This is a genomic window from Holophagales bacterium (genome assembly GCA_016699405.1).
Classification (GTDB): Bacteria; Acidobacteriota; Thermoanaerobaculia; order Multivoradales; family JAGPDF01; genus JAAYLR01.
On record CP064972.1, the window covers coordinates 3220991 to 3240312 of the forward strand.

Below are 19322 nucleotides of genomic sequence, written 5' to 3' on the forward strand. Positions count from 1 at the left end.
TCAGCTCGCGGGCGACGGCTCGATCGACGGGGGCGGGTCGGACGGCGGCCGGGGATCGATTGTCCAGCGTGCACCGCGCGCGAGGCGGCTGCGGACATCGCTCTCCGAGAGCGCCGGCGCGAAGTAGAACCCCTGGCCGAGCGGGCAGTCGAGCGAGCGCAGGGTCGCCGCCTGAGCGGCATCCTCGATCCCTTCGGCCACCACTTCGAGGCCGAGGCCGTGCGCGAGCCCGACGATGGCCCGCACGATCTCCATGCTGTCGGCGGCGTCGAGCATTCCGCGGACGAACGAGCGGTCGATCTTGACGCGGTCGATCGGCAGGCGATGGAGGTAGGAGAGCGACGAGTACCCGGTCCCGAAGTCGTCGAGGTCGAGACCGACGCCGAGTCGCTTCAGCGCAGCGAGCGTCCCAGAGGCGATCTCGGTGTGATCGATGATCGCGCTCTCGGTCACCTCGAGCCGCAGGCGCTCCGGCGCGAGGCCGGAGATCGCCAGCGCCCGTTCCACCCGCTCGGCGAGCTCGGACTGGGCGAGCTGGCGCGCCGACAGGTTGACGCTCATCGTGATCCTCGCGATCCACGGGTGGCTGCGGGTCCACTCGACGAGGCGACGGCAAGCCTCCTCGAGGACCCACCAGCCGAGCGGGGCGATCAGCCCCGTCTCTTCGGCGAGCGGCAGGTACTCCTCGATCGGCACCGCCCCGCGGGTCGGATGCGTCCAGCGGAGCAGGCTCTCGAAGCCGGACAGCGCGTCGTCGGCGAGGGCGACGATCGGCTGGAACCGCAGCTCGAACGACCGCTGTTCGACCGCGCGCCGCAGATCGCTCTCGAGCAGCAGGAGCTTCATCGCGCGAGCGTGCATCCCGGTGTCGAAGACCTGATGCCGCGCCTTTCCCAAGTTCTTGGCGCGGTACATCGCGGTGTCGGCGTCGCGCAGCACGTCCTCGGGCTTGGAGTAGCCGGTCCGCGAGGTCGCGATGCCGATGCTCGCCGTGGTGAAGACCTCGTTGTCGGCGAGATCGAGCGGCATGGCGAGCTCGGTGTGGATCCGTCTGGCCGCCTCGCTCGCCTGCTCGACGGAGTGGATGTCGTCGAGCAGGATCGCGAACTCGTCGCCACCGAGGCGAGCCACCGTGTCCCCCGGCCGCAGGCAGCGGGCGAGACGCTCGCCGACGGCCACGAGCACCCGGTCGCCGGCGGCGTGACCGAGGCTGTCGTTGATCACCTTGAAGCGATCGAGGTCGAGGAAGAGAACGGCGAAGAGGTACTCGGCGTTGCGCTGCGTCCGTGACAGGGCGTTTGCCAGCCGATCGAGGAACAGCACCCGGTTCGGCAGACCGGTCAGCTGGTCGTGCAGGGCGTCGTGGACGAGCTGCTCCTCGGCGCTCTTGCGCTCCGTCACGTCGGTCTGCGATCCCGCCACTCGCGTCGGACGACCGGCAGGATCGCGCACCGCCAGGCCGCGCACCAGCATCCAGCGATCGGTTCCGTCGCGATGCCGCAGGCGGTACTCACCTTCGAAATGGGAGGTGTGGCCGGCCACGTGGGCTTCGAGCGCGGCGCGCATCGATTCGCGGTCGTCGGGATGGACGCAGTCGAGCCAGGCGGCGAGCCCGTCGCCGAGCTCGCTCGTGGACCTGCCGAGCATCGCCTTCCAGCGCGGCGAGAAGTAGATCCGGCCGGTGGCCAGATTCCAGTCCCAGAGCCCGTCGTTGGCCGCCTGGGCGGCGAGGGCGTAGCGCTCCTCGCTCTCGGTCAGCTCGGCGGTGCGGTTCTCGACCTCCTTCTGCAGAGCGCGGTTCCAGGAGATCGCCAGCAGCACCCCGCCGAGCGCGACGACGACGAGCAGCGCGAGGCAGTGCAGGACGAGCAGGTCGAGGCTGGAGACCGCGTCGCGAACCCGCTCTGCTACTTCAGGCGACACCGAGGCGCGGATCGAGCTCGCCATGTGCTCGCGAGCCATCCGGCCGCTCGTCCAAATGAACATGGCCACGATGGCCGTGCTGGCCACCGCGATGCCGATGAGCCAGCCCACCGAAGCCCGGGACCGCGGCGGATCGGCGATCCAGCGGTCGCGCCAGGCGACGACGCGCGGGCTGGCCAGCGCGAGGACCGGGGCCGCGATGAACAGGGACTGCAACAGGGCGCCGATCCACCAGCCCTCCCAGAGCGCGAAGGTCTCGAGCGGGCCGAAGGCGCGCGTGTGGGCCCAGATGAACGAACCGCTCGAACCGGCGAGCGCGGCGCCCGCCGAGAAGGCCACGTACCAGAAGAAGGAGGCGGGAGTGCGCAGATCGAAGCGCAGAGGCGCGGCGCGGTAGGCGAGGGCGTAGACCGCCAGACCGAGCGGGTCGGCGAGGGCGAAGAGGAGCGCCCAGAGGGGGTCCATGCCACCGCCGAGCGCCCCCACCAGCGTCGCGAGGTACGCCGGGATGAAGGCCCAGGGCAGGCCCAGCCAGAAGAGCGCCAGCGTGCAAAGGACGAGCGGCGGGTAGATCGTGACGTAGAAGTGGAGCGGTCCGATGGCGAGCGGCAGCCCGTTCCAGTCGAGCCGCACCATCGCCAGGCTCGACAAGATGCAGACCACGGTGAACAGCCCGCCGACGCCGAAGAGCAGCGCACGGTTGCGAAACGGCAGCGACCCACCACCGGCGAGGGTGCGGACGAACGGGACCGGCCGCCAGCGGCAGCGCGCGGCGGCCGAGCGCCGGGCCTCCACTCCCGCGGGAGTGGGGGGCGCGGTTGGACGCGTCGCGGCAGGTGCCGTCTCGGGCATCGTGGGTTCCGTGTCGGAGCGAGTCTAGCCGGAAGCGGTGGCCGGTTCACCTCCGGCCGCCAACTTCCGGCGGTCTCGCGTCAGTTCCGCGCCGGGGATTCCGTCTTGGGAGATCGGGGAAGTGGGAAGCCGGGTGCCGAGCGACCGGCACCGGGAACGAGAACCGATGAAGCGAGGGAGGAGACAGGAATGCACGCCGTCGAACGGGCCCGCACCATCGCCGAGCTCCCCGCGGACGAGAGGCCGCGAGAGCGTCTCGTCGCCCAGGGGCCGGCCGCGCTCGGTGACGCCGAGCTCGTCGCCGTCCTGTTGCGCACCGGCCACCCGGGAGCGTCGGCGTTGGAGGTGGCGCGGGCGCTCCTCGCCTCCGGAGGGGGCCTCGCGGGACTAGCCACCGCGAGCGCCGCCTCGCTGCGCCGGCGGGGTCTGGGCGAGGCGAAGGCGGCGAGCGTGCTCGCCGCGGTCGAGCTGGCGCGGCGGCTCGCTCGAGCCGAAGTGGCCGAGCGCCCGCCGCTCGCCCATCCCGCCGCGGTCGCGGGCTATCTCTCCCTGCGCTACGCGGTCCGCGACCAGGAGGTGATGGGGGCCCTCTTTCTCGACAGTCGCCACCGCCTGCTCGCCGATCGCGAGCTCTTTCGCGGCACGCTCTCCCGAGCCGCCGTCGAGCCCCGTGCCCTGCTGCGCGAAGGGCTGCTGCTCGGTGCCGGTGGGTTGATCCTCTTCCACACTCATCCGAGCGGCGATCCGTCGCCGAGTGCGGAAGACCTGGCCTTCACCCGGCGGATGGCCGAGGCCGGAGAGGCGGTCGGCGTGCGTCTGATCGACCATCTGGTGGTGGGCTCGGTCGGTCGCTGGACGTCGCTGCGCGAGCGCGGGGCATGGTAGCTTTGCCGCCCCATGGGGCGACTCGAGCCAGGCACCTCAGGCCCGCCGTTCAGCCGGTCGACGCGCGATCGGCTGGTTCACGGACTGGCCGGCCTCGGCGATGTGCGCTGGGCCGTGGCCGATCTCGGCGGCGTCGTGGAGGAAGCACGCCGCCGCCACGACCTGTCGCCGATCGCCGCCTCGGCACTCGGGCGCACGATGAGCGGAGCGGCTCTGCTGATGTTCCTTTCGACCAAGGCCTGGGAGCGAATGGTCGTCGACGTGCGTGGCGACGGACCGCTCGGCAAGGTGACCGCCGAGATCGACGCCTCCGGCAATCTGCGTGGCCTGGTCGGCGAGCCACGCGTCGAGTCCGCGGACGGCGAGCGGCTGTCGATCGCCGCGGCGGTGGGCAAGGGGCTGCTGCGCGTTCGCCGAGAGGGCCCGCGCGGTGCCCACGAGAGCCAGGTCGAGCTGGCCACCGGGGAGATCGGTCTCGACCTCGCCCATTACCTCGAGCAGAGTGAGCAGACCTCGTCGGCGGTGATGCTGGGAGTGCTGGCGCGCAGCGAAGGGGTCGCCGCCGCCGGCGGGATGATCGTCGAGCTGATGCCGGCGGCGCGCGAGGAGCACGTCGCCGCTCTCGAGCGCAACATCGCCGCCCTCGGCGGCGTGAGCCCGCTGCTCGAAAGGTCCGGTGTCGCCGGACTCGTCGAGGCCGTGCTCGCCGGGCTCGACCGCGAGATCCTCGGTGAGCAGGAGCTGCGCTTCCGCTGTCGCTGCCGTCGCGACGAGTTGCGCCAGCGGCTCGCCACGTTGCCGGAGGACGACCGGGCCTCGCTCGCCGACGAGCAGGGCCGGCTGGTGGCCGAGTGCGCCTACTGCGCCGCCCGCTACGTCTTCTCGACGACCGAGCTCGCGCCCTCCTGAGCACCGGCCCCTGCTAGACTCGACGGTCGCGAGGCCGCCATGCGTACTTTCTACGTCACGACACCGATCTACTACGTCAACGATCTGCCCCACATCGGGCACATCTTCACCACGGTCGTCGCCGATACCGTCGCCCGCTACCGCCGGATGGCCGGCGATGACGTGCGATTCCTCACCGGAACCGACGAGCACGGCCAGAACATCGAGCGGGCCGCGGCGCGGGAGGGCGTCGCGCCGATCGCGCTCGCCGATCGCGTGGTCGAGCGCTATCACGCGCTCTGGCGGACCTTCGGCATCTCCCACTCCGACTTCATCCGCACCACCGAGCCGCGCCATCGCCAGGGCGTCGAGGAGATCATCCGCCGCATCGCCGCGGCGGGTGATCTCTACGTCGCCAAGCACGAGGGCTGGTACTGCTCCTCCTGCGAAACGTTCTACACGGAGAAGGAGCTGCTCTCCGAGCGCCGCTGCCCGACCCACGAGCGGCCGACCGAGTGGCAGACCGAGGAGAACGTCTTCTTTCGCCTGTCGAAGTACCAGCAGCCGCTGCTCGACTGGCTTGCCGCGCACCCCGAGGCCGTGCAGCCGGAGAGCCGGCGCAACGAGGTCCGGGCCTTCGTCGAGTCGGGGCTGAGAGACCTGTCGGTGTCGCGCTCCGGCGTCTCGTGGGGGCTGCCGTTTCCCGAGCACCCCGGGCACACCGTCTACGTCTGGCTGGACGCGCTGACCAACTACCTTTCGGCGCTCGGTTTCGGCGCCGGCGAAGCGGGCGGCGACGCCTACACGCGGTACTGGGAGCAGGGCGCGACGCGACTCCATCTGGTCGGCAAGGACATCATCCGCCACCATTGCATCTACTGGCCGGCGTTCCTGATGTCGGCGGGCCTGCCGCTGCCGACGACGATCTGGGCGCACGGCTGGTGGCTGCGCGACCAGAAGAAGATGTCGAAGTCGGTCGGCAACGTCGTGCGCCCCGACGAGCTGACGGCCCGCTTCGGCCCGGATGCGCTGCGGTTCTTCCTCCTTCGCGAGATGGTCTTCGGCCAGGACGCCAACTTCTCGGACGAGGCCTTCGTCGATCGCTACAACAGCGACCTCGCCAACGACCTCGGCAACACGGCGAGTCGCGTCGTGACGCTCGCACGGCAGGCCTTCGACGGTCGCACGCCGCCGCTCGCCTGCGACGACAATCCGCTGATCGCGGTCGCCCGCGAAGCGGTGGCCGAATACCGCGCGGCGATGGACGAGCTGGCCTTCCAGCGTGCCATCCAGGCCCTCTGGCGCCTGCTCGCCGAAGCGAATCAGTACCTGGTGACGCGCGAACCGTGGAAGCTCATCAAGAGCGAGGGGGCGAGCGATCGCCTCGCTCGGGTTCTATGGAACGGGCTCGAGGCGGTGCGCATCGTCGCGACCGGCCTGTTGCCGATGATGCCGGTGACCGCGGCCCGCGTGCTCGCCACGGTCGGCGTAGCCGAACCGCCGACGACGCTCGACGCGCTCGACTGGGGCGGCACGCCGCTCGGCGCCGAGCTGCCGCCGGCCGAGCCGCTCTTCCCGCGCATCGACAAGAAGGCCTTCCTCGCCGAGCAGGGCAGGGGCCAGGAGAAGGAGAAGAGAGTGGACGAGCCGAAACCCGCTGCCGCAGCCGTGCCGCCGCCGGCGATCCCTGCCGCTGCCCCGCCCGCTGTAGCGCCCGTTACCGCCGGTGGTGCGCCGGCGATCATCGACATCGAACAGTTCGCCGCGGTCGACCTGCGGATCGCCACCGTCCTCGCCGCCGAACGGGTGCCGAAGTCGGAGAAGCTCCTCAAGCTCTCGGTCGACATCGGTACCGAGACGCGTACCGTCGTCGCCGGCATCGGCAAGGAGTACGCCCCCGAGCAGTTGCTCGGCCGCCAGGTGGTGGTGGTGTCCAATCTCAAGCCGGCGAAGCTCATGGGCGTGCCGTCCCAGGGGATGGTGCTTGCCGCGTCGGTCGATGGGGCTCCGTGCCTGCTTCACCCGGCCTCGCCGGTGCCCAACGGAACGCGGGTGAAGTGAGCGACCGCCCGCGGATCGTCGATTCGCACTGCCACCTCCAGCATCTCGAGCCCGACGAGCGCGAGCGGGCGCTCGACACGGCCCGCGAGCGCGGTGTCCGCGGCTTTCTCGTTCCGGCGGTGCGGCTCGACGAAGGGGCGTCGCTCGTCGCCTTCGCCGAGCGACACGACGACGTCTGGTGTGCCCTCGGCGTGCATCCGCACGATGCGTCGAGCTGGTCCTCGGGCGACGAGCGACGGCTCGCCGACCTGCTGGCTCACCCGAAGGCGGTGGCGGTGGGGGAGTGCGGGCTCGACTTCTTCTACGACCATGCCCCGCGCGAGGTGCAGGCGGAGGTCCTGCGGGCGCAGTGGCGGATCGCCATCGATCTCGATCTTCCTGTCGTCGTGCACAATCGGGAGAGCGACGAAGCGATGCTGGCGCTGGTTCGCGAGCCGGAGTTCGCTGCCCTGCGGGGCGACTTCCACTCCTTCGCCGGCGCCCCGTCGATGGCTGCCGAGCTGCGCCAGCGCGGCTTTTCGTTCGGATTCTCCGGCATGGTCACCTTTGCACGGGCCGACAACATCCGCGCCCTGCTGGCCGAGACGCCGCTCGATCGGATCCTGGTCGAAACCGACACGCCCTATCTCGCGCCAGTGCCTCATCGCGGCAAGCCGAACCGCCCTGCCTGGGTCGTCGACGTGCTGGAGCGTGTGGCGGCGGAGCGTGGGCTGACCGCCGACCGGGCCGCGGCCGAGACGACGGGGAATTTCTTCCGGCTCTTCGACCGGGCTGCCGGGTAGAAGCTCGCTGCCGGATCAGACCGGGTTCGGCACGTCGACGAACTCGACGTCGATCCCGAAGCGCCCCGCCAGGTGTTGGCCGAGCGCCAGGACGCCGACCTTCTCGCCGGCGTAGTGGCCGACGGCAAGGTAGTGCAGCCCGCTCTCGCGCACCAGATTCATCACCCACTCGCTCACTTCGCCAGTGATGTAGGCGTCGAGGCCGGCGCCGATCGCCTGGTGGACCTCTCCCTGGGCACCGCCGCTGATGATGCCGACGGTGGTCAGCGGGTCGGGACCGTGCAGGAAGGCGAGGGGCTCGCGCCCGAAGAGGCCGCGACAGCGAGCCACCAGCTCGGTCGCGGAGACCGAGGTGGGGAATCGCCCACGGAAGCCCACGGGCTTGCCCTTGTAGAGCCCGAACGGCGCGAGATCGCCAAGGCCGAGCGCGCGAGCCGCCACGGCGTTGTTGCCGACCTCGGGGTGGCGATCGAGGGGCAGGTGGTAGGCGAGGAGGTTGATGTCGGCGCGCAAGAGGACGGAAAGGCGCCGCTTCATTGGCCCGGTGACGACGCGCGGCATGCCTTCCCAGAAGAGCCCGTGGTGCACCAGGATCGCATCGGCGCCCCAGTCGGCTGCGCGCCGGAAGAGCTCTTCGCAGGCCGAGACGCCCAGGACGAGGCGCTGCACCCGATCGCGACCTTGAACCTGCAACCCGTTGGGGCCGTAGTCGGGATCGCGGGTCGGGTCGAGATATTCGTCGAGATAGGAGACGAGCGCGTCTCGCGTCATGCCTGCCGCTTCAGGCATCGGCGACCTCCGCGGCGACGGTCGGCTCGGCGCTCACCTGGAACTCGAGGGCGATCGCGGCGAAATCGCGCTCGCAGTCGAGGAAAGCGTCGACCATCTCCGGATCGAAGTGCGCGCCGCGGTCGGCGCGAATGCGCCGCAGCGCCTCGGCGTGAGGCAGCGGTCCCTTGTACGGGCGATCGCTGGTGATCGCGTCGTAGGCGTCGGCGAGGGCGACGATGCGTGCCGGCAGCGGGATGTCCTCCCGCGAGAGGGCCGCCGGATAGCCGGAGCCGTCCCAGCGCTCGTGGTGGAAGTAGGCGATCTCCATGGCCATGGTGAGGAAGGTGTGGCCGCTGAACTTCTCGATCACCGAATGGAGCGTGTCGCCCCCGATCGTCGTGTGGGTGCGCATGATCGCGGTTTCGGCAGGTGTCAAGGTGCCCCGCTTGCGCAGGATGGCGTCGGGGATGCCGACCTTGCCGATGTCGTGCAACGGGCTCGACTTGGCGACCTGCTCGACGAAGGCGGCCCCGTTGTCGACCCGCGCGCCGCGCTGGGCGACCTCGGCGGCAAGCCGGCGACTGTAGGCGGCCATCCGCTCGAGATGCTGCCCCGTCGCGTCGTCACGCGATTCGGCGAGCTTGGCGAGGGTGAGGATCGCGATGTCGCGCGTCTGTTTGAGCTCGTGGGTCCGCTCGGCAACGATGCGCTCGAGGTTCTCGCGATACTCGCGGTTCTGGCGGATCAGGCGCCCCCGTTCGAGGGCGCGAGAGATGGTATTGCCGAGATCCTCGAGGACGAAGGGCTTGACGAGGTAGTCGTAGGCGCCGTCGCGCAGGCAGAGCCGGACGGTCTCGAGGTCCTGGAGGCCGGAGATGACGACGACCTGGATGTCCTCGTCGAGGGCCTTGATCCAGCGCAGCACCTCGAGGCCCGACAGCCCGGGCATTTCGAGGTCGAGGAGCACGAGCTCGGGGTGAGGCGCGAGGGAGGCGAGGCGGAAACCCTCGCGGCCATCGCCGGCCGAGGTCTCCTCGAAGCCGAGGAAGCTGACCTGGGCGGCAAGCAGCTCGCGAACGCTGGGCTCGTCGTCGATGATGAGAATGCGCTCGCGCATCGCCTGTTGCCGGGGGTTCGAGGATGGGACGACGGTGTGCCGCCCGCCTCGCTGGAAGAAATGAAAAACGCCGGCCGTCCGCAGTCTAGGGGACGGCCGGCGCCGAAATCAACGCTGGCTCAGCGTCCGCGTCCGGGAGGACGCGAGCCGCTGCGCGGCGGCCGGCCGCCGCGGTCGTCGCGCCGTCCACCCCGGCTCGGCCCGCCGCGGTCGCCGCGATCGCCGCGGTCGCCCCGGTCGTGGCCGCCGCCTTCGCCCGGCGGAATCCCCATCCCCTCGTACTTGGCCGGATCGTAGTCCGGCGCCTCCATGATCACCGCCTTGCGGGAGAGACGGATCCTGCCGGTGTCGTCGATGTCGATCACCTTGACCTGCAGCTCGTCGCCTTCCTTGACGATGTCGGAGACCTCGCGCACGCGGTAGGGCGCGAGCTCGCTGACGTGCACCAGGCCGTCGGTTCCCGGGAGGATCTCGACGAAGCAGCCGTAGGCCTCGACGCGCCGCACCGTGCCGGAGTAGACCTTGCCGATCTCCGCCGTCTCGGTGAGGCGCTCGATGATCGAGATGGCCCGGCGCGCCGCCTCGCCGTCCGGCGAAGCGATGATCACGCGGCCGTCGTTCTCGATCTCGACCTCGCAGCCGGTCTCCTCGACGATCGAGCGGATGGTCTTGCCACCGGGTCCGATGACGTCGCGGATCTTCTCCTTGGGGATCTGGAGGGTGTGGAGCCGCGGTGCGAACTGGGAGAGCTCCGGTCGCGGCTTGCCGATCACCTGCTCCATCTGCTCGAGGATGTGGAAGCGGCCACGCTTGGCCTGCGCCAGGGCCTCCTGCATCACCGCGCGGTCGACACCGGTGATCTTGATGTCCATCTGCAGTGCCGTGATGCCGTCCCGCGTGCCGGCGACCTTGAAGTCCATGTCGCCGTAGTGGTCCTCCTGGCCGGCGATGTCGGTGAGCACCGCGAAGCGATCGCCCTCCTTGATCAGGCCCATCGCCACTCCGGCGACCGGAGCGAGCATCGGCACCGCCGCGTCGAAGAGAGCGAGCGATCCGCCGCAGACCGTCGCCATCGACGACGAGCCGTTCGACTCGAGGATGTCGGAGACGACCCGCACCGTGTAGGGGAACTCTTCGCCGTGCGGCAGCACCGGGAGAAGGGCGCGGCGCGCCAGCACGCCGTGGCCGATCTCGCGCCGCCCCGGCGAGCGCATGAACTTCACCTCGCCGACCGAGAAGGGCGGGAAGTTGTAGTGCAGCATGAACTTCTGCAGCGTCTCGCCCTCGTACTCCTCGAGCACCTGGGCGTCGCGCTTGGTGCCGAGGGTGATCGAGGCGAGCGCCTGCGTCTCGCCGCGGGTGAAGAGCGCCGAGCCGTGGGTGCGGGGCAGCAGACCGACCTCGATGGCGATCGGCCGGACTTCGTCGAGGCGGCGGCCGTCGAAGCGGATCCGCTCGTCGAGCACGACCTCGCGCAGGATCTCCTCTTCGAGCGTCTCGAAGATGCGCTTGGCGAAGGTCTTGCGCTCCGGCTGGTCCTCCGGAACGGTCGCCAGGTAGCTCTGCTGGACTTCCGTGACCGCCTTCTTGCGCTCGAACTTGCCCTTCGTGTTGAGCGCGGCCTTGTAGCGCGCGTGCAGCGCGCCGCGGATCTCCTGGTAGAGCTCGGCCGGGTAGGGTGCCGGCGCGGTCCACGACGGCTTCTCGAGCCCGCGTTCGTGGAACATCTCGATCTGGGCCCGGATGATCTTCTGGATCTCCTGATGGCCCTTGAAGATGCAGTCGAGCAGGACCTCTTCCGACAGCTGGTTGGCGCCCGCCTCCACCATCGCCACCGCTTCTTCCGTGCCGACGACCACGAGGTCGAGGTCGGAGACGTCGCGCTGGCTGTTGGTCGGGTTGAAGATCACCTCGCCGTCGATCAGCCCGACGCGCACCGCGCCGACGGGGTGATAGAAGGGGATGTTCGACAGCACGAGCGCGAACGAGGCCCCGTTGATGGCCAGGATGTCGGGATCGTGCTCGCCGTCGGCCGAGAGCACGAGGGCGATGACCTGCGTTTCGTTGGTGTAGCCCGTCGGGAAGAGCGGCCGCAGCGGCCGGTCGATCAGCCGCGAGGTGATCGTCTCCTTCTCGGTGGGCCGACCTTCGCGCTTGAAGAAGCCGCCGGGGATCCGACCGGCCGCGTAGGTGTACTCGCGGTAGTCGACGGTGAGCGGCAGGAAGTCACGCGGCATCGCGCTGACGGCCATGCAGGCGGTCGTCAGCACGACGGTGTCGCCGAGCCGGACGACGCAGGAGCCGTTGGCTTGCTTGGCGAGGTGTCCGGACTCGACCACCAGTGTGCCACCGCCGACGGCGATCTCTTTTCTCTGCTTCATGGGTTTTCCTTGATTGTGGGCCCGCCGCAGCCGGAGGGCTGATGCAAGAGGGCCCGGCGGCGCTGTGGCGCCACGCCGGGCCTCCTCGCGAGGTTCTGTGGACCGATCTCCGGCTACTTGCGGATGCCGAGTCGCTCGATCGTCGTGCGATAGCGCTCGGAGCTCTTCTTCTTGAGGTAGTCGAGCAGGCGGCGCCGCTGGCCGACGAGCTTGAGCAGACCGCGGCGGCTGTGATGGTCCTTCTTGTGCGTCTTGAAATGCTCGGTCAGCTCGGTGATCCGACTGGTGAGCAGCGCGACCTGGACCTCGGGCGATCCGGTGTCCTTCTCGTGCTGCCGATAGTCGTTGATGATGGCCTGCTTCTTCTCGCTGGTCTGGGGCAAGACCTGTTCCTCCAATCCGATCTCTATATCCTTTGGGACTTTAGCACATCCGTCGGTTCGTTGAATACGATCCGTGGCTGGACAACGGCGACGCCGCCGGAGCCGATCCGCTCGACGACCGAGCCGATGGCGAGGAAGTGATGGCGGCGGTCGGTGAGCTTGACCCAGTCGCCTTCCTCGCCCACGACGTCGCGCGTGAGGACCGTCTGGCCGTGGAGAATCCGCCGCTCCTGCTGGGCGTCGACGACCACCTCGCCGAACGGCAGGGGAATCTCGTCGAAGGGCAGCCAGGCCGGACTGAGCGATTCGCCGGCCGCCACCTTCTCGCCGAGCGCGGCGACGGTGAGCGCTTCAGTGAGCCGGAACGGCCCGATGCGCGTGCGGCGAAGACGGCGCAGGTGAGCGCCGGTGCCGAGACGTTCGCCGAGGTCGTGGGCGAGGCTCCGGGCGTAGGTTCCGGATTCGCAATCGAGCAGGAACGAGAGCTCGCCGTCGGCCAGATCTCCCACCGGGGCGAAGCCGTAGATGGCGACCTCCTTCGGCTCCTCGGGGGTCTCGCCACCACGTCGCGCGATCTCGTAGTACTTCTCGCCGCCGATCTTCTTGGCGCAGTACGGTGGCGGCACCTGGGCATAGCCGCCTTCGAACAGGCGCATCGCAGCCGCGACGTCGGCGAACGTCACGCCGTCGGCGGAGCGCTCGCGCACGACGCGTCCGGCGGCGTCGTAGGTGTCGGTGGTCACCCCGAGACGGAAGGTGCCCTCGTACTGCTTGGGGGCCCGGATGAGGAAGCGCGTCAGCCGGGTCGCCTGGCCGAGGGTGAGAAGGAGCAACCCGGTGGCGTCGGGATCGAGCGTGCCGCAGTGGCCGATCCGGCGCTGGCGCAGCAGCCGGCGGACCTGCTGCACGACGTCGTGCGAGGTGCAACCCGGCTGCTTGTCGACGAGCAGCAAGCCGTCAGGCATGGACGCCCTCCACGGCGCGCGACAGGGCCTCGACGATCGTCTGCCGGGCTTCGCCCGCCGGTCCGCTCAACACGCAGCCGGCGGCGTTCCGATGGCCGCCGCCTTGGTGGGCGCGAGCGATGCGCTCGACGTCGACCGGGCCGCGGCTGCGCAGCGACACCTTCTGGCGGCCGTCGGAGAGCTCCTTGAACAGCGCCGCTGCCTCGACCCCGGCGATCGAGCGCGCGTGGTCGATCAGCCCTTCGGAGTCGCCGGGTTCGGCGCCGGCGCGCGCGAACATCTCGAGCGTGAGCTCGACCGTGGCGACCCGTCCACCGGCGTGGATCCCGAGGGTGCCGAGCATCTCGCCGAGCAGCCGGACGGCGGGGAGAGGCTGACTCTCGTAGAGCCAGAGCGAAACGCGCTCCGGAGATGCGCCGAGTCGCACCAGCGCAGCGGCCGCCTCGAAAGCGACGACGTTCGCGTTGCTGAAGCGGAATCCGCCGGTATCGCTCGCCACCGTCAGCAGGAGCAGCGTGGCGGTGTCGGCGTCGATCGTCGTCTTGAGGTCGACCGCCAGACGATGGACCATCTCGCCGACCGCCGGCGCCGCGCTGTCGACCCAGTTGACCTGCCCGTAGAGCTGATTGCCGAGATGATGGTCGATGTTGAGCAGTGGCAGGCCGGCCAGGGCGTCAGCCGCGAATCCGGTTCGGCCGAGGTCGGGGCACTCGAGGACGACGACGGCATCGAAGTCGTCGGGAAAACCGTTCGGTGCCTGCTCGCCGACGTGGATCCGCTCGGCGCCCGGCAGGTGGCGGTAGAGCGGCGGGACCGCGTCGCGATTCCAGATCCAGGCACTCTTGCCGAGGCTGCGCAGCACGCGCGCCAGCGCCAGCTCCGATCCGATCGCGTCGCCGTCAGGGCTCGAGTGGCTGGTCAGCAGGAAGCGGCGCCCCTTGCGCAGGCGCTGCAGCAGGGTCTCAGGAGTGGTCATCGCCGCCATCGTGGATCTCCTCGAGCAGTTTGCTGATCTGCTGGCTGTACTCGGCGCCACGGTCGAGCTGGAAGTGCAATTCGGGAACGACGCGCAGCTTGAGGCGCGGGGCGAGCCGGCTCCGCAGCATGCCGCGGGCGCCTTCGAGAGCCTCGACGGCGGCGGCGCGCTGCTCTTCGCTGCCGAGCGCCGACACCGAAACGCGGGCATGCCTCAGGTCGCGGGTGATCTCGACCCGCGTCACCGTGACGAGGTGGACGCGCGGGTCCCGGACCTCGCGCCGGATCAGGTCCGAGAGCTCGGCGCGCAGCAGATCGTCGATGCGTTCAGTGCGTCGGCTCATGCGTTTCCCTCCAGGAACTCCGGCTCCCAGCCGAGGAGCACGGCTTCCTCTTCGTCGTCGATCAGCCGCCGCAACTCGTCCATCAGGCGGCGTAACTCGCGTTCGTCACCGGCCACGGCGGCCAGTCCGAGCTCGGCGCGCTGCAGCAGGTCGTGGCTGCCGGTCTCGGCGACCGAGATCCGGTAGCGCTGGTGCAGCCGCTCGACGAGCGAGCGCACCACCCGCCGCTTGTGCTTCAGACTGCCGGAGTAGGGGAGATGGAGCTCGCAGCAGACGATGGCGACGAACACGGCGGGACGCTCCGTGCCGCGGGCGACGACAGAGGCGGGCCGAAGAGCCTGCTCTCCGGCCTCACAGCGTCGCGGCGACCTCCTCCTTGGCGTACGCCTCGATGATGTCCCCCGGCTTGAGGTCCTGGAAGCGATCGAGGCCGATGCCGCAGTCGAAGCCGGCGCGCACCTCGGAGGCGTCGTCCTTGAAGCGCTTGAGCGAAGCGATCTTGCCCTCGTGCACGACGCGCCCGTCGCGCACCAGGCGAACCGTCGCGCTGCGCGGGATCGAGCCCTCGACGACGTGGCAACCGGCGATCGTTCCGACCTTCGGGACGCGGAAGATGTCGCGCACTTCGGCGCGCCCCTTGGAGACTTCACGGAACGTCGGATCGAGCAGGCCGGTCATGCCCTTGCGCAGCTCGTCGAGCAGCTCGTAGATGACCGTGTGCAGGCGGATGTCGACCTGCTCCTTCTCGGCCAGATCGCTGGCGATGCGCTCCGGTCGCACGTTGAAGCCGACGATGATCGCCTTCGAGGCCGAAGCGAGCAGCACGTCGTTGGTCGAAATGGCGCCGACCCCGCTGTGCAGCACGTTGACCTTGACCTTGTCGGTGGCAAGCTTGCCGACGCTGTCGCGCAGCACTTCGAGCGAGCCGCCGACGTCGGCCTTGAGGACCACCGGCAGCTCCTTGACCTCGCCCTCGCGAATCTCGCGGAAGAGCTGCTCGAGCGACATCCGGCCCTGCGCCGGTGCGAGCTCGCGCTTGCGCTGCTCGAGCTGGCGGTACTCGACGATCTGGCGTGCCTTGGCCTCCTCGGCGACGACCTGGAACGGGTCGCCGGCGGTCGGCATCTCGCCGAATCCGGCGACTTCCACCGGCGTCGCCGGCTCGGCGGCGGCGATCTTGCGACCGACGTCGTCGCTCATCGCGCGCACGCGGCCCCAGGTCGCGCCGCTGACGAAGACGTCGCCCACCCGCAGCGTACCGTTCTGTACCAGGACCGTGGCGACGATGCCGCGCCCGGCCTCCTTGCGCGCTTCGACGATGAGCCCCTGCGCCGGCAACTCGGGGTCGGCCTTGAGCTCGAGCAGGTCGGCGGTGAGGAGGATCATCTCGAGGAGCGTGTCGATCCCCTGGCGCAGCTTGGCCGACATCTTGACCGTGACCGTCTGCCCGCCCCACTCCTCGGACATCAGCCCCTGTTCGGAGAGCTGCCGCAGGACCTTCTCCGGGTTGGCGTTCGGCTTGTCGATCTTGTTGACCGCGACGACGATCGGCACGCCGGCGGCGCGGGCGTGATTGATCGCCTCGAGCGTCTGCGGCATGACGCCGTCGTCGGCGGCGACCACCAGCACGACGATGTCGGTGGCGCGGGCTCCGCGGGCCCGCATCATGGTGAAGGCCTCGTGGCCGGGCGTGTCGAGGAAGACGATCTTGCGGCCCTGCGCCTCGACCTGGTAGGCGCCGATGTGCTGCGTGATGCCGCCGAACTCGGACTCGACCACCTTGGAGGAGCGAATGGCGTCGAGCAGCGAGGTCTTGCCGTGGTCGACGTGTCCCATGATGGTGACCACGGGGGCGCGCGACGACTTGCCTTCGGTCTTGATCTTGGCCTCCTGGCGGTGCTGGATCTCTTCCTCGAAGGTCATCACCTTGGCTTCGAGCCCCAACTCGCCGGCGAGCTTGACGCCGAGCTCGGGCTCGATGACGAAGTTGATGTTGGCGAGGATGCCGCGATCGAAGAGCAGCCGGATCAGGTCCTTGGCCTTGGCGCCGATGCGCTCGGAGAAGTCGCGCAGGGTCATGCCTTCGGAGATGACCAGCGGGCCGTCGTCGGGCTGGGTGTTCGCCGAGATCGCGGTGCGCGCGCTTTCGACGCCGCCGTCCTCGCGGCCTTCGGCGCGCCGCCGCCGTCGGGCGCTGACCCCACCGGTCGGAACGACGGACTCGTCGATCACGTCCTCGATGTTCTGCAGCGTCCCCTTGAACGTCCGGAGATCCTCGTCCTTGACCTGCGGCCCGGTCGGCCTCTTGATGCCGCGCTTGAGCTTCTTCAGACGATCGGCGGCGTCGCTTCCCGGGCTGGCGGGAGCGGGACGACGCGTCTCTTCGCGACCCGTCGGCGGAGCGCTCCCGGGACCGGCGCCCCGTCCCGGGCTACCCGGACGAAGCGAGGGGAGCGACGGCGGGCGACTGCCCGGCGTGACGATCGGACGGGGGCGGCCATAGCCACCTGGCCCGCCGGGACCGCGACCCGGTCCACCCGGTCCACTACCGGGACGTGCCGGACCGGCGCCGTAGCCGGGTCGACTCGGGGCTCCCGGGCGTGCGCCCGGGCCGGTGTACGGGCGTGCTGGAGCGCCGGGACGCGGCGGCCCCCCCGGGCGAGGTGCACCGGGAAGGGGCGGGCGTCGGTCGCCGGCACCGGCCGGACGGTAGGCGCCGGTCCCGCGGTCTCCGGGGCCGACCGGACGCATCCCCGGGCGGATGGCCGCGGGATGGGTGATCGGGGGGCGATCGGGGGTCCGCGGCACGATCGGCGGCGGTGCGGTCGGCATCGGCGTCGGCGGCGCGATCGGTCGCGGCGTAACCGGCGTGGGGGCCGGGATGGGTGCGGCCGTGACCTCCGGCGGAGCCTCGACCGGGGCTTCGACCGGCGCCTCCGGCTCGACAGGCATCTCGGGTGGCGCGACGAGGATTTCGCTCGGCGCGAGCTCGGTCTCTCCGTCGAGCCCGGCGACGAGCTCCCCAGGGTATCCGGCTCCCGGTGCCCGTTCCGACGGTGGCAGCGTCTTGATCGCACCGTCTGCTCTCTGGATGATCGTTCGCGGGCGCGCTGGACGCAGCGGGTTGACCGGCGGACGGCGTGCCGGTGCCGCGGGTGCCGGCGCGGGTGCCGGTGCCGGAGCTCCGGGAGCGGCGGGGGCCCCCGGACTGTCGTCCATGATGACCTCGCGCGGCGAGGGGAGCTTCTTGCCGAGCAGGATCGCCTGGATCACCTCGGTGTCGATCGCGGCGTCGTCGCCCTCGACCCGGACACCGATGGAGCGCAGCTTGAAGATCAGATCCTGCGCGGGGATCCGCATGCTCTTGGCGAGGTCGTGGACCCGAATCTTTGCCATATTCCGTCTCTACCTCTTGCGACCCTGGGCTCGAATAGTGCGTGGGCTCCGACTTCAGGCGCCGGAGGAGTCTTCGTCGGACGGAGCGCTGGCCGCTTCGGCCTCGCCAGCCTGGGCGGCGGCCTTCTGGCTCTGACGCTCGCTCTCCTGGAAGGCCTTCGACAGGGCCGCGAGGAAGTCCTGGTCCGAGATCGTGGGAGCAGCCGCCTGTTCGGAGGCCGCCATCAGGTCGGCGACCACCTCGTGCGCGGCTTCCGGTTCACCGTCGAGGGCGATCTGGCGCTCGGCGGCCCAGGCGAGCAGCTTGTCGGCCGCCTCCTGGTCGACGCCTTCGAGCTCGACGAGCTCGCTCGCCGAGGATTCGAGCAGGGCGCGCAGCGTGCCGAGGCCGGAGGCGCGCAAGAGGTCGGCGGTCTCCGCCGGGAGGCCGGCGACGGCAGCGAAGTCGACGTCCTCGTCGACCGGCTTGGCGCTCGCCGCGAACTCGGTCTGCAGCAGGCGCGCCAGCGCGTCGGCCACTTCGCCCTTGACGTCGCTCTCGCTCTTGATGTCGATGCGGCAGCCGATCAGCTCGGAGGCGAGGCGGACGTTCTGTCCCCGCTTGCCGATCGCCAGCGAGAGCTGCTCGTCCTCGACGATGACGTCGAGGTGAGGGGCCGGGCCGGTGTGGTGCACGGAGACGCGGGTGATCTTGGCCGGAGCGAGGGCGCTCTGCGCGAAGGTGACCAGGTCGTCGCTGTACTCGATGATGTCGATCTTCTCGCCGCGCAGCTCGCGGATGATCGCCTGCACGCGAGAGCCCTTCATGCCGACGCAGGCGCCCACCGGGTCGACGTCGCGCTCGCGGCTGTAGACCGCCACCTTGGCGCGCTCGCCGGCGGCGCGGACGGCGTTCTTGATCACCACGGTGCCGTCGTAGATCTCCGGCACTTCCATTTCGAAGAGCTTGATCAGCAGCTGCTTGCTGGTACGCGAGAGGACGACCTGCGGGCCCTTGGGCTGCTTGTGGACGTCGGCAATGACGGCGCGGATCCGTTCGCCCTGGCTGTAGCGCTCGCTGCGCGACTGATGGTCGCGCGGCACGATCGCCTCGGTGCGGCCGAGATCGACGATGATGTCGCCGCGCTCGAAGCGCTTGACCGTGCCGTTGACGATCTCGCCGACGCGGTCGATGTATTCGTTGTAGATCTTCTCGCGCTCGGCCTCGCGCACTCTCTGGTAGAGCACCTGCTTGGCCGACTGGGCGGCGATGCGACCGAGACCGTCGGTCGACACGGGGAGGAGCACCTCGTCGCCGGCTACCGCCCCCGGCTTGTGCTCCTGAGCCTCATCCACCGACCACTCCGCTGCCGGATCGACCACCTCGTCGACGACCTTCTTGTAGATGAAGGCCTCGAAGTGTCCGGTCTCGCGGTCGAAGTGGGCCCGCACCGGCTCTTTGATCCGGTGCTGCTTCTTGGCGGCCGAGGCCATCGCGTCCTCGAGGGCGAGGATCCAGCGCTCGAGGTCGATGTCCTTCTCGCGCGCGACCTGGCGCAGCACCTCGATCAAGTTGATGTCCTGGCTCTGTACCTGCTGGGGCATGGTGGCGTCTCTCGG

General features: G+C 70.0%; 15 protein-coding genes. 4 read left to right on the forward strand and 11 right to left on the reverse strand.

Going from position 1 to position 19322, the window contains the following annotated elements:
- Positions 1–2775, reverse strand: coding sequence for an EAL domain-containing protein (locus IPJ17_13285; protein ID QQR72478.1), 2775 nt, complete (start codon positions 2773–2775; stop codon positions 1–3).
- A gap of 189 nt (positions 2776–2964) precedes the next feature.
- On the opposite strand from IPJ17_13285, the gene radC reads away from it, so the two are divergent.
- The 4 genes from radC to IPJ17_13305 are packed head-to-tail and all read left to right on the forward strand — an operon-like array spanning position 2965 to position 7391.
- Positions 2965–3660, forward strand: a complete 696-nt coding sequence (radC, locus tag IPJ17_13290) for a DNA repair protein RadC (protein ID QQR72479.1) — start codon at positions 2965–2967, stop codon at positions 3658–3660.
- 12 nt (positions 3661–3672) lie between these two features.
- Complete coding sequence (locus tag IPJ17_13295) at positions 3673–4569, forward strand: Hsp33 family molecular chaperone HslO (protein QQR72480.1); 897 nt, start codon at positions 3673–3675, stop codon at positions 4567–4569.
- 39 nt (positions 4570–4608) lie between these two features.
- A complete protein-coding gene (metG, locus tag IPJ17_13300; protein ID QQR72481.1) occupies positions 4609–6609 on the forward strand; it encodes a methionine--tRNA ligase in 2001 nt (666 codons plus the stop codon).
- Positions 6606–7391, forward strand: a complete 786-nt coding sequence (locus tag IPJ17_13305) for a TatD family hydrolase (GenBank protein ID QQR72482.1) — start codon at positions 6606–6608, stop codon at positions 7389–7391. The genes metG and IPJ17_13305 overlap by 4 nt, the downstream gene beginning before the upstream one ends.
- A gap of 15 nt (positions 7392–7406) precedes the next feature.
- Here IPJ17_13305 and IPJ17_13310 read toward each other — a convergent pair whose 3' ends face one another.
- From IPJ17_13310 to nusA, 10 genes are all read right to left on the reverse strand, one after another.
- Positions 7407–8162: a Nif3-like dinuclear metal center hexameric protein gene (locus tag IPJ17_13310; GenBank protein ID QQR76170.1), complete on the reverse strand. Its 756-nt coding sequence runs from the start codon at positions 8160–8162 to the stop codon at positions 7407–7409.
- 10 nt (positions 8163–8172) lie between these two features.
- The gene (locus IPJ17_13315; protein QQR72483.1) at positions 8173–9279 is read right to left on the reverse strand and encodes a response regulator; all 1107 of its coding nucleotides are present in this window, start codon (positions 9277–9279) and stop codon (positions 8173–8175) included.
- 119 nt (positions 9280–9398) lie between these two features.
- Positions 9399–11660, reverse strand: a complete 2262-nt coding sequence (gene pnp, locus IPJ17_13320; protein QQR72484.1) for a polyribonucleotide nucleotidyltransferase — start codon at positions 11658–11660, stop codon at positions 9399–9401.
- Positions 11661–11773: 113 nt separating this feature from the next.
- Positions 11774–12043, reverse strand: coding sequence for a 30S ribosomal protein S15 (rpsO, locus tag IPJ17_13325; GenBank protein QQR72485.1), 270 nt, complete (start codon positions 12041–12043; stop codon positions 11774–11776).
- A gap of 23 nt (positions 12044–12066) precedes the next feature.
- Positions 12067–13008 carry a tRNA pseudouridine(55) synthase TruB gene (gene truB / locus IPJ17_13330; protein QQR72486.1) on the reverse strand — a complete coding sequence of 314 codons (942 nt, stop codon included), beginning with the start codon at positions 13006–13008 and terminating at the stop codon, positions 12067–12069.
- Positions 13001–13984: a bifunctional oligoribonuclease/PAP phosphatase NrnA gene (locus IPJ17_13335; protein ID QQR72487.1), complete on the reverse strand. Its 984-nt coding sequence runs from the start codon at positions 13982–13984 to the stop codon at positions 13001–13003. Before IPJ17_13335 ends, truB begins: the two co-directional genes overlap by 8 nt.
- On the reverse strand, positions 13971–14327 hold the full coding sequence (gene rbfA / locus IPJ17_13340) for a 30S ribosome-binding factor RbfA (GenBank protein ID QQR72488.1): 357 nt from the start codon (positions 14325–14327) through the stop codon (positions 13971–13973). Before rbfA ends, IPJ17_13335 begins: the two co-directional genes overlap by 14 nt.
- Positions 14324–14617: a DUF503 domain-containing protein gene (locus tag IPJ17_13345; GenBank protein ID QQR72489.1), complete on the reverse strand. Its 294-nt coding sequence runs from the start codon at positions 14615–14617 to the stop codon at positions 14324–14326. Before IPJ17_13345 ends, rbfA begins: the two co-directional genes overlap by 4 nt.
- Before the next feature lie 61 nt (positions 14618–14678).
- Positions 14679–17723, reverse strand: coding sequence for a translation initiation factor IF-2 (infB, locus tag IPJ17_13350; GenBank protein QQR72490.1), 3045 nt, complete (start codon positions 17721–17723; stop codon positions 14679–14681).
- 54 nt (positions 17724–17777) lie between these two features.
- The gene (nusA, locus tag IPJ17_13355; GenBank protein QQR72491.1) at positions 17778–19307 is read right to left on the reverse strand and encodes a transcription termination factor NusA; all 1530 of its coding nucleotides are present in this window, start codon (positions 19305–19307) and stop codon (positions 17778–17780) included.
- Between the last annotated feature and the right edge of the window lie 15 nt (positions 19308–19322).